Source organism: Sporosarcina ureae, assembly GCF_029267015.1.
Taxonomy (GTDB): domain Bacteria; phylum Bacillota; class Bacilli; order Bacillales_A; family Planococcaceae; genus Sporosarcina; species Sporosarcina ureae_D.
The window spans coordinates 1-11,880 of sequence record NZ_JARIEA010000003.1; the positions used below are offsets into that span (position 1 = coordinate 1).

General features: G+C 39.7%; 11 protein-coding genes. All 11 read right to left on the bottom strand.

Translation table 11 applies throughout. The annotated features are described in order from the left end of the window. Positions 1 to 47: 47 nt before the first annotated feature. Entirely contained in the window at positions 48 to 317 is a 270-nt protein-coding gene (locus Q7P97_RS00400) for a stage V sporulation protein S (RefSeq protein ID WP_085428706.1), read from the bottom strand. A 92-nt stretch (positions 318 to 409) separates the two neighbouring features. Beyond that, the gene (locus Q7P97_RS00405; RefSeq protein WP_303964936.1) at positions 410 to 1,207 is read right to left on the bottom strand and encodes a TIGR00282 family metallophosphoesterase; all 798 of its coding nucleotides are present in this window, start codon (positions 1,205 to 1,207) and stop codon (positions 410 to 412) included. 67 nt (positions 1,208 to 1,274) lie between these two features. Beyond that, positions 1,275 to 2,834: a ribonuclease Y gene (rny, locus tag Q7P97_RS00410; protein ID WP_085428704.1), complete on the bottom strand. Its 1,560-nt coding sequence runs from the start codon at positions 2,832 to 2,834 to the stop codon at positions 1,275 to 1,277. A gap of 626 nt (positions 2,835 to 3,460) precedes the next feature. Continuing rightward, positions 3,461 to 4,525: a recombinase RecA gene (recA, locus tag Q7P97_RS00415; protein ID WP_085428703.1), complete on the bottom strand. Its 1,065-nt coding sequence runs from the start codon at positions 4,523 to 4,525 to the stop codon at positions 3,461 to 3,463. Positions 4,526 to 4,691: 166 nt separating this feature from the next. Further along, the gene (locus tag Q7P97_RS00420) at positions 4,692 to 5,948 is read right to left on the bottom strand and encodes a competence/damage-inducible protein A (protein ID WP_303964942.1); all 1,257 of its coding nucleotides are present in this window, start codon (positions 5,946 to 5,948) and stop codon (positions 4,692 to 4,694) included. 16 nt (positions 5,949 to 5,964) lie between these two features. Next, positions 5,965 to 6,543 carry a CDP-diacylglycerol--glycerol-3-phosphate 3-phosphatidyltransferase gene (gene pgsA / locus Q7P97_RS00425; RefSeq protein ID WP_085428701.1) on the bottom strand — a complete coding sequence of 193 codons (579 nt, stop codon included), beginning with the start codon at positions 6,541 to 6,543 and terminating at the stop codon, positions 5,965 to 5,967. 74 nt (positions 6,544 to 6,617) lie between these two features. Next, complete coding sequence (locus tag Q7P97_RS00430) at positions 6,618 to 7,427, bottom strand: helix-turn-helix domain-containing protein (RefSeq protein ID WP_303964946.1); 810 nt, start codon at positions 7,425 to 7,427, stop codon at positions 6,618 to 6,620. A 27-nt stretch (positions 7,428 to 7,454) separates the two neighbouring features. After that, positions 7,455 to 8,249 (bottom strand): DUF3388 domain-containing protein, encoded by a 795-nt coding sequence (locus tag Q7P97_RS00435; protein ID WP_085428699.1) that lies wholly within the window; start codon positions 8,247 to 8,249, stop codon positions 7,455 to 7,457. Positions 8,250 to 8,382: 133 nt separating this feature from the next. Then, positions 8,383 to 9,117 (bottom strand): elongation factor P 5-aminopentanone reductase, encoded by a 735-nt coding sequence (gene ymfI, locus Q7P97_RS00440; protein WP_303964949.1) that lies wholly within the window; start codon positions 9,115 to 9,117, stop codon positions 8,383 to 8,385. Then, a complete protein-coding gene (yfmH, locus tag Q7P97_RS00445; protein WP_303964952.1) occupies positions 9,114 to 10,409 on the bottom strand; it encodes an EF-P 5-aminopentanol modification-associated protein YfmH in 1,296 nt (431 codons plus the stop codon). Before yfmH ends, ymfI begins: the two co-directional genes overlap by 4 nt. Beyond that, a complete protein-coding gene (gene yfmF / locus Q7P97_RS00450; RefSeq protein WP_303964955.1) occupies positions 10,406 to 11,680 on the bottom strand; it encodes an EF-P 5-aminopentanol modification-associated protein YfmF in 1,275 nt (424 codons plus the stop codon). The genes yfmH and yfmF overlap by 4 nt, the downstream gene beginning before the upstream one ends. Positions 11,681 to 11,880: the final 200 nt, after the last annotated feature.

Genomic DNA, 11,880 nt, shown 5'->3' on the forward strand with positions numbered 1-11,880 from the left:
AGTTGTCATGTAAACTAATGACGACTTGGACAGCTCTTTTTTATATTCTACTTACGTTCCTTTTTTTCGACGAGAAGTTTGAGTGCAGTCCTAGCTTCCCCGTTGATTTCGATATCGGTGAAAGCAGGCGCGCAAATTAGGTCGCCTCCACTTGGTGCTACGAATCCTCTAGCGATTGCAATTGCTTTTACTGCTTGATTTAATGCTCCAGCTCCGACCGCCTGGATCTCGGCAAAGCCCTGTTCACGAATAACCGCAACTAGTGCTCCTGCTACTGAGTTCGGATTTGAGCGAGAAGATACTTTCAAGGGACTCACGATATTTCCTCCTTATTTTGCAATGTCTATGGAACGCGTATATTCCATACAACATCCTATGATAAGTAAGGAGGATTTAGACACTTTTAAAATTAGTTTTTAAACGGATGATCTTCGTTAATTCTAATACGCTCAATTTTGAGAGCTTTACCAGTTTTATCATCCAATTCTACGAACATTCCGTTAAGCTGTGGTCTTCCACTTTTCGGTACTTCAAATCGAGTGGGCAAGTTAGTATAGAAACGGTACAATACATCTTCTTTTTTCATTCCTAATATTTCATCGTATGGGCCCGTCATGCCTGCATCGGTTAAATAAGCAGTCCCTCCTGGAAGGATTCGATCATCGGCTGTTTGCACATGTGTATGTGTTCCGACAACGACAGATGCTTTGCCATCCAGATGCCAGCCCATCGCAATCTTCTCACTTGTTGCTTCTGCGTGAAAATCGACAAAAACGAGTGGTGATGTTTTCAAAGCTTCTTCTAGTAGTTCATCCGCTTTGGCGAATGGATCATCATGTGGCGGTAAGAATGTTCGACCATGTAAGTTGATAACTGATAGAGTAACACCATTCTTTGTAATAGACGTCATGCCTTTACCAGGAGCTTGATCAGAAAAATTCGCAGGACGAATCAAGTAATCCACTTCATCTATAAAATCGTAAATTTCACGTTGATCCCATGTATGGTTACCCATTGTGATGACATCTACTCCAGCATGCAATAAATCATGATAAATTGATTTTGTAATCCCTCTGCCTGAAGCCGCATTTTCTCCATTTGCGATAATGACATCGGCTTGATATTTGCGTTTCAAACGTGATAAGTAATCAATTACCATTTCTCTTCCCATAGATCCAACGATATCTCCAATAAAAATTACTTTCATCTGTAACAACCTCTTTCCAAAATGAAAACAGCTTCCAAACGAACCGGAAGCTGTTTTGTGTTAGGTATTATTTTGCATATTCTACTGCGCGGGTCTCCCGTATGACCGTCACTTTAATATGCCCTGGATAGTTTAATTCTTCTTCGATTTGTTTTCGTATATCACGTGCTAAGCGATGTGCGGTAATATCATCGATCTGTTCGGGGCGGACAATGATACGCACTTCCCGTCCTGCCTGAATGGCAAATGACTTCTCTACACCTTCGTATGATTCCGAAATTTCTTCGAGTTTTTGTAGACGTTTTATATAGTTTTCTAATGTTTCACTTCGTGCACCTGGTCTTGCTGCAGATAATGCATCCGCTGCTGCGACTAGCACTGCGATAACAGATGTTGCTTCTTCGTCACCGTGGTGAGAAGCAATACTATTGATGACAACCGGATGTTCTTTATACTTCACTGCAAGCTCTTTACCGATCTGCACGTGACTTCCTTCTACTTCATGATCGATAGCTTTACCGATATCGTGAAGTAAACCAGCCCGTCTAGCAAGCGTAACATCTTCACCCAACTCTGCTGCAAGCAAGCCTGTTAAGTATGCTACTTCAATAGAGTGCTTCAAAACATTTTGTCCGTAACTTGTACGGAAGTGTAGACGACCCAAAATTTTGATCATATCCGGATGTAAATTATGAACACCTACATCGAATGTAGTTTGTTCTCCTTTTTCGCGAATCAGCTCGTCCACTTCTCTTCTGGACTTGTCGACCATCTCTTCGATACGCGCAGGGTGGATACGACCATCCTGAACTAATTTCTCAAGAGCCAATCTTGCTGTTTCTCTACGAACTGGATCAAAACCAGATAGGATAACAGCTTCTGGCGTATCGTCAATAATCAAATCAATACCCGTAAGTGTTTCGAGTGTACGAATATTTCGCCCTTCACGACCAATGATGCGACCTTTCATTTCATCATTTGGTAAATTAACGACGGAGACTGTTGTTTCTGCCACATGATCTGCTGCAAATCGTTGCAGTGCCAATGAAAGGATTTCACGTGCTTTACGCTCGGATTCCTCTTTAGCCCGTTGCTCGGATTCTTTCGTCATGACTGCAATATCCGTAGAAAGCTCTTCTTCTACATCTTCCAAGATGACGCGTTTCGCTTCATCTCTTGTTAAGGAAGAGATTCTTTCCAGTTCGGTCTTCTGTGTAGTAACAAGTTCTTCCGCTTTGCGTTCCATCTCTTCAATATGCTGTTGTCTTTCTAATAGCGCATCTTCTTTGCGCTCTAGACCTGCTTCTCTTTTATTGAGCGCATCATCCTTGCGATCAAGGTTTTCTTCACGCTGTAAGAGACGGTTTTCTTGTTTCTGTAATTCCGTCCTTCTCTCACGGACTTCTGTTTCTGCTTCAATCCGCAGTTCGTGAGTTTCATCTTTCGCTTCTAACAGTGCCTCTTTCTTCACTGACTCCGCTTCACGCTTCGCCTCTTCGACGAGTTGGTTGGCAGTATGCTTGGCACCAGTCACTTTTGAATCATTCACATTCTTCAATATAAAAAAGCTAACAACTGCACCGACGATGAGACTTAGCAAAACGGAGATGAGTATTTCAATACCCATTGAGGTCACCTCCTCCTGCTTATTCTTTTCTTTTCAGTCGGCTCGTATAATCAATTTTGCCATGGCGGTTATATTCACGTTACTTGTTACCAGGGGTTCCTGGTAATGTCCCGACGATCTGTGAAAACGCCGAAGGCCTAACTTAATCCAACGGGTAGTAGAAACCCTGCTGTTTCGGGACTAATTTTTATTGATGTCACTACTTTTTACTTATCTTTTTATTTTGCTGAATTAAGTTAAATCAACATACTGCCAAAAACAATTGATTGGTTTGTTAAATATAGGACGTATATAATACGCCACTTTAATTGTATAGTTGTATTTTTATTGTGTCAAGGAATGATGGAGGAAAAATGATCCTACAGTCGCTTTTGTATTGTTTGACTGAGTCTTTCCACTTTCATTTCTCTTGATTCATTTAAATAACCATTAATTTTCCCGAAAAGCAGAAAATACGTTAAACAAGTAGACCGTGATTATATACGTCGAACCTAGAATTTAGTGTACTTTGTAGTGCGTTGGTTTTATAAAACAATTAGTTTACGTTATGTATTTCTATATAAAATTACATAGGTTCAACTTCATAAAAAAACCGCCAATAAAAATTGGCGGTTTACATGCATAGCTTACTTCTCTTCTGGTAGAGATAGTAAGTCATCAAGCTCATCTTCATCATCACCGTGCGCTGCAATCACATAGTTTGTAGCATTTAAACCATATGATTCACGAATCTTTCCTGCAATTTCGTCACGCATTTTCAGATTTTCTTTTAAGAATTGTTTCGCGTTTTCACGACCTTGTCCTAAACGCTCACCTTCATAAGAATACCAAGCACCGCTTTTTAGTACTACTTCCAATTCTGAACCTAGATCTAGAATTTCACCTTCTTTTGAAATTCCTTCACCATACATAATGTCCACTTCTGCCGTACGGAATGGAGGTGCGACTTTGTTTTTCACAACACGGATTCTTGTCTTATTACCCATAATATCATTACCTTGTTTAATTGCTTCACCTCTACGAACTTCAAGACGAACGGAAGCGTAAAACTTCAGAGCACGTCCTCCTGGTGTTACTTCAGGGTTACCGAACATCACGCCTACTTTTTCACGAATCTGGTTGATGAATACTGCAATCGTATTTGATTTATTAATTGCACCAGAAAGTTTGCGCAAGGCTTGTGACATTAAACGAGCTTGCAAACCAACGTGTGCGTCACCCATTTCGCCTTCGATTTCAGCTTTCGGTACAAGAGCAGCTACTGAGTCTACTACGACGATATCTACTGCACCTGAACGTACAAGAGCTTCTGCAATTTCCAAAGCTTGCTCACCTGTGTCGGGTTGAGATAATAATAATTCATCGATGTTAACTCCTAGCTTTTGTGCATAGACAGGGTCTAACGCATGTTCCGCGTCAATAAATGCCGCTGTACCGCCACTTGCTTGTACTTCTGCAATTGCGTGCAAAGACACAGTTGTTTTACCTGAACTCTCTGGTCCATATATCTCAATTACTCGTCCGCGTGGATATCCGCCTATTCCCAAGGCCGCATCCAGTGCTAATGAACCTGATGATGATGTATCGATTTGAAGATCTGTCTTTTCACCCATTTTCATGACAGACCCTTTACCAAATTGTTTCTCTATTTGTTTTAACGCCATATCTAAAGCCGCTTTACGATTGCTCAATTACAATTCCTCCTCAAACTCTTTTTCTACTCTTATTATACCTTTTTTCAATACAATACACAAGAATTAAACGAACGGGTATTCGATAAATTAATAAAAGGAATTGAAAAAAAGATACAAAATACTAGGATGAATTGAATTTTGGTAGCTAAATCGACTTGGAAATTCAATACTTCAATTCTTTTTTCTCTCTCATCATTTGAATTAAATAATGTAATGCGAACTGTACAGAACGCATACGGTTCGTATTACGTGAACCTGATAATTGAAGTTTATAGGATGCCGTCTTCATTCCTTCTATTGCAATCCCGATCCAAACAGTACCTGGTGGCTGACCATCATGTGGTTCAGGACCAGCTGCACCTGTCAGACTAATTCCAATAGTAGTTGAACATTTCTCCCTAATACTTTCGGCCATCGCTTCAGCACATTCGGAACTGACCACGCCATGAAAATCAAGCAATGAAGATAAGATACCCAATTGCTCGATTTTCATCTCTTTATTGTAAACTACAACGCCGCCTTTTAGCGCATTTCCAATTCCTGGTTGTGAACCAAGCTCCGCCATAAACATTCCTGAAGTCAAACTCTCTGCTACTGAAATTGACCAGTCATTTTGCAGCAATAATTCAGTTGTTTTGGAAGCCAGTGTATCATCATCTACACCATAGATAAACTCTCCTACAATAGCGCGGATTTCTTGCTCTACAGGTGAAATCAATTTTTGAGCTTGTTCCTCCGTTTTAGCTTTTGCAGTAATACGCAACTTAACCATTCCTGGTGAAGCGAGTGGTGCGATGGTAGGGTTTGTCTGTTTTTCTAATAAAGACTGAAGACGCACTTCTAATTCAGACTCGCCAATTCCTTGTAATTTCAATACTTTAGAGGATATTATGTCCTGTTTACCGAACACGCCAAGTAAGTACGGAATCGCTTCATGTTCAAACATAGGTTCCATTTCATGAGGTGGTCCCGGTAATAGAATATACTGTTTATCGGCTTTGCCAATAGCAATACCCGGTGCCATACCATTTCGATTCGGCAATACCGTAGATCCTTTTAAAACGAGAGCCTGCTGCTTATTATTTTCTGTCATTACTTTCCCGACATGATCGAAATATTCTTCAATAGTCTTCATCGCTTCGTCGTTAGATTCAAGCTCACAACCTAATTCACGTGCAATGGTTTGTTTCGTGAGATCGTCTTTTGTCGGACCTAACCCTCCACTAAATATGAGAATATCCGCACGTTGCTGCGCCAGTTTGATCGACTGGGACAAGCGTTCAGGATTATCTCCTACTACGGTGTGATAATATACATCAATTCCAGCCTCAGCCAATCTTCCAGATATGAATCGTGCGTTGGTATTCGTGATTTGCCCCAATAGAATTTCTGTTCCTACTGCAATTATTTCTGCTTTCATGAATACATTACTCTCCTCACATTGACTCGACTAAAATTTTACGATTTTTAACGAAGTAATCTACACCTGACCATACAGTAAATACTAATGCAATATACAACATGATAGTTCCGAATGGAATACCCAGTGCTTCGAAGAAAATGTTATGCAATAAAAGAAAAGAAATTGCCAATAATTGCGCTACTGTTTTAATTTTACCTAACTGGTTAGCAGCTACTACTTCACCGCCACCCGCTAAGATCAAACGTAATCCTGTTACCGCAAATTCCCTACTAATAATAATGATGACAATCCATGCAGGAGCTGTACCCATTTCCACTAATAAAATAAAAGCGGCTGAGACCAGTAATTTATCTGCCAATGGATCCAAAAACTTACCCATATTAGTTACTAAGTTGTTTTTTCTAGCTAAGTATCCATCTAGCCAGTCAGTTGTCGAAGCTACGATGAAGATAATTGCGCCTACCAAATGTTCGACAGGCATTTCTACTCCTCCAAGCCTAATCATTCCCCAGCCAAAATCCACTGCAAGAAACAGGATGAAAATAGGAATCATAAAGACTCTGGAAAGCGTAATTTTATTCGGTAAATTCATTACATGTCCACCTTTCTAACGATTAAGTACACTTACGAACAATAAAATAGTCACCCCTTGAGATGACTATTTTTCTATGGCTTTTTTAATACGATGTTTTGTGGCACAAGATCTGTTGGATAATCTACTCGTTGACCGTTAACTGTCAGTTCTGCGTTCTCATAATTTCCAACACGGATTCTCAAACTCTCTGCATCGTTTGCTTCAATTTCAATTGTTTCGCCTTCCTGTACTACACGAGCACCGGCCGGTTGTGGCATTCTTTCTTCTCCATTTTGATCCGTTATTGAAATCCACGAATCACCTGTAGTCTTAATGACTAATTTGATAGTTTCAGGGTCAGACAATTTGTATATAGACGTTTCACCCGAAGTAGAAGCGTGTTCGAAGGGTTGTTTTGGCTTCTCGATTTCAACAGGATTTGGTTGTGGGTCCGATACTACATTTGAATTCGCTCCCAATGAGTCACCATCCATTGCTGGATCTGCTGCTTTGTCTTTTAACAATGTATAAACAATAACAAAAATCATGAGGATAAATAGTGCAACAATAATTTTCGGCATTGCCTCTTTTAATGTGTTATTCTGTTTCGCACCTGCACTACGTTGCATAGTTGCAGGCACAACTTTCTCCTGCTCTTCTTGTACAGCAGTTTCATACTCGTCTTGATAAAGAGTCAGTATTTCCTCTGCATTCAAGTCCACCGATTCTGCATACTGTTTAATAAAAACACGAACGTAGAAAGCACCTGGAATGACTTGAAACTCTTCATTTTCAATTGCTAACAGATAACGCTGTTGAATTTTCGTACTGTCTTGCAAATCTACCAGCGTCAATCCTTTTGATATTCTCGCTTCTTTCAAACGAGCACCTATTCCGATCAAATTCAACACCTACCTAATTCATCTCAATCAATTAAACATATTAAAGCCGCCCATAGGACTACGGTTAGAAATAGGATCATTCTTTTCCAGAATGTCGTATGTGATTTCCTGATCTACTGTAGTCCGTAACTCTATGATTATATCAAAGTCATCGATTGTATATTCCGATTGCTTCACAAACATATCTGGATGTTCGACAACTTTAATCGTAGGCAAGCCCATAATCTCGCGTACTAATTGCATATGACGTTCATCTGATGTTTTTCGTGTTACGATACCATCTAGTATAAAGATGTTATCATCTGAAAACTCATCCCCCATCATACTCGTTCTAACCGTTTGCTTAATCATTGTGGAGGATAAAAACACCCATTTTTTATTGGCACACACACTTGCCGCTACCACAGATTCTGTTTTACCTACTCTCGGCATTCCCCGAACGCCAATTAGCTTATGACCATCTTGTTTGAAAATTTCTGCCAAGAAGTCCACTAAAATTCCAAGTTCGCTTCTTATAAACTGGTATGTTCTCCGATCTTCCGTACCGCGCTGAATATAATGTCCATGACGAACAGCCAATACATCACGTAATTTCGGTTCTCTAATCTTATGGATGACAATCGCATCCATAGTAGAAGCAATCAACTCGAAACGTTTAATTTGTTGATCATGATCAGTGTGGACGAGCATACCGCGGTATCTTCCATCCACCCCGTTGATGGTTACAATATCGACTCGCAACATACCGAGTAATGAAGCAATATCCCCTAGTAATCCAGGGCGATTGACTTGCAATTCATATTCGACATACCATTCTCCCATTCAACACACTCCTTCATAAAACTACTTTTTTCCAGAATGCACAAGTCTGCACTTAGTTCTATAATAGCGGATTGCTAGAGTGATGAAAAGAAAAAAAGAAAAGGACATCACGTATCGTCCCTTTCCCAAGGCCTTAGATATACCAGCCACCATTTATTTGAATTATTTCACCTGTCATATAATCTGCTTTACCACTCAGCATAAATTCCACCATATTCGCTATTTCCTGCGGTGTTCCGACTGACAATAGCGGAATCTGATCCAGTACCATCTGCCGCTCTTCCGCAGTAAATTCCTGATTCATACGTGTATCAATCCACCCTGGTGCGATCGCATTCACACGTATACCAGAATAAGCAGCTTCCTTCGCATACGCTTTAACAAAGGCATGCTGTGCACCCTTAACTGCGGAGTACATTACTTCGCCTGCTGCACCCGCACTTCCCCAAATCGAGCCAATGAATGTAATATAGGAAACTTCATGCTTACGCAGTTTTTCGGATAACAGCGCGATTAATCGTGCTGGATTCTGCATATGAACTTGCCATAATTCCAACATATCCATTTCGCTCGTATCTGATAATAATTTTACGACAGCTTGACCATTGGCTACAACGATCGCTTGAATGCTTTGAATGTCCGCTGCCAGTTTTTCAGCGGCTTCAACCACTCTGAAATCAGCTTGCACACTGCGGAATTGCTGATCAGGATATGTCTCTTCCAGCTCTGTTCTCAATAAATCCACCTGATGTTTTCTTGTATTATAATGTAAATACAAAGACCATCCCGTTTCTGCAAGTTGCTTACAAATTATTTCCCCGATACCGCCAGATGCTCCTAAAACGAGTGCAAATCTTGACTGGTTCATTGAGTCTTAGGTGGTAATACTTTGAAAATTGTATAGCTGCTGTCATCAGAGAAAGTGGAAAATGCCTTTTTTAATTTATCCATCGATAGTTTTTCTAAAGTTGGTACCACATCGAATAAGTTCATGTCATTAAATTCATATCGTGTATATTGATTCGCGATGAATTCAATGGAGTTTAAAGAGCGCATAAATTGCCCGATTTTCTTTCTACGCATTCTGTCCAAATCTTCTTCTTTCACCGGCCAATTTGTCTTTGCATCTTTAATGGTATGACGGATTAATTCTTCCAAGCGCTCCGGCTCATCTGTATCGGAACCAACCATTGCAAAACCATATCCTTCTTCCAAAGAGAATTCATATGAAAACGATTCATCCACTAAACCTTCCGCGTTTGCTTTTTCGTAAAACGCAGATGTACGACCGAATAAACTATCTAGTACGAGGTTTGCTGACAATTCCATTTCAAGCATTTCTTGGCCCTGTAGCTCTGTTTCGGTACACTTCATACCGATATTCAACTTAGGTTTTGAAACATCCATTGTCAAAGTACGTTCAGGCACATCCACTTCTTTTGATTCGGACGGGAATTGGCGTTCGATCGCTTCAGGTTGATCGAATGACTTTTGCGCTTGATCTTCTTTAACAAAAGCCATCATTTCCTCAGGTTTTACTGCTCCTACGATAAACAGCAACATATTGGATGGATGATAGAACGTCTCATAGCAAGTATATAAATGTTCAGCTGTAATGTCCTGAATAGACTCAACAGTACCCGCAATGTCGATTTTCACGGGATGGTTTTCATAAAGGTTTTCAATTGTGCCGAAATATAGTCTCCAATCAGGCTGATCGTCGTACATAGTAATTTCCTGGGCAATGATCCCTTTTTCTTTATCGACAGTTTGTTTCGTGAAATATGGTTGTTGAACGAAGTCAAGTAATACTTTTGTATTTTCTTTTAGTTTATTTGTTGCAGAAAAGAGATAAGCAGTTCTACCAAATGTAGTATAAGCATTTGCAGAAGCTCCGTTTAAGCCAAACTTCTGAAATACATCTCCATCTTCCTTTTCAAACATCTTATGCTCAAGGAAATGAGCAATACCATCAGGCACTGTGATAAATTCGTCTTTGCCATGTGGTTTGAACGTACGATCAATAGATCCATACTTTGTTGTAAACGTTACAAATGTTTTAGAAAATCCACGCTTCGGTAGGATAACTACTTTCAAACCATTATCTAATGTTTCAGTGTAGATTTTCTCTTGTAGTTGATCAAAATTTACTTCTTTCATTCGGAAACATCCTCCTTACCTGAAAGCAAATACACAATTTCTAATTGAACTGTATTCGCCATTTCCTTTATATCTTCTAATGTGACGGATTCCCACTTTTCGATAAGTCGATCTGCAGTGAAGTTCTCGTCTAATTCTTTATATTGATCATAAATTTCAATCTGACTACGAGCCGAATCATTTGCGCTCAAAATACTATTTTCAAGAAGAGCGATTGTTTGATTCAATTCCACTTCTGTACTTTCCCCATTTTGCAGTGAGGTCAGTTGCTCAAGAATTAATTTTACAGCTTTCTCTTCTAAGTCTGCATCAATACCTGCTGTGACGTAGACTATACCGTAATGCGAAGCAAAAGCACTATTCGCATAGTAGGCCATGCTTTCTTTTTCCCGCACATTCATGAACAATTTACTATGGGCGAAGCCACCGAAAATACCATTTGTTATTTGCATCTTATGATAGTCAGGATGATGGAAAGAAACCGGCGTATGGAATCCAAGATGAAGCTTACCTTGTTTCATATCCTGCTGCTCTCTAATTGTATTCACTGAATCTGACACTTTTACATCTGGTAAATCCAGTTGCTTTTCTGCATCACGTGCAGCAAATGGTAGGAATTGTTTAATTTGCTCAATAATATACTTTTCATCTACATCTCCTACTACATAAATATCAATCAAATCATTATTGATCATATCTTCGTATGTAGTATAAAGACTTTCCTTTGTAATTTCAGATACAGCTTCCTCTGTGCCGTAAGCAGAAATAGATGCAGGATGATTGGGTCTCATGATTTCAAGCATGCGTTTCTGAGCAAAGCGCGTTTTGTCGTCATAAATAGAACGAATCCGATCGCGGACATTGCGTTTTTCTCTATCCGTGACATCCGAATCAAATGCTTTATTCGTTACGTTAGGATCAAACACTACAGAACGAATTAATTGCCATAATTGCTTAAAGATATCTTCGCCTGCAAAAAATTCATCGTTTACACATTCCGTATAAAGCGAAACTATATGCTGCGAACTTCTTTTCGAAACGTCAGTAAATAATACCGTACCGTACAACTCGTCCAGTGCTTTGCGCATGGAACTCATTGTTGGGTACTGCTTTGTTGAATTTTCCATCACATTCGCTAACACCGTACGTTCAGAAGCTTTCTGCTGATCCAGTGGCGCTTTCCACTTAATTGTCACATTAACTGTTTTGAACTGTTCCGTTTTCCGTATATACAAATGTACGCCATCTTGTAATTTTGTTTTATTGAACATACAAACACCTCGTTTACCTTATTATATGTAATCCTAGTCTCACTATACATTTAAGCCCGCCATTTGGAAAATGATACAACTCTTTCTAGTGCTGAGAGCGCCGTTTAGCCTCGACATGCACTGGAGGACTTAAAAATAAAGGCGTACTTTGCCTTTATCTTTAATCTAACCATGATTTTTCAGCACATTTAACTAAAAAC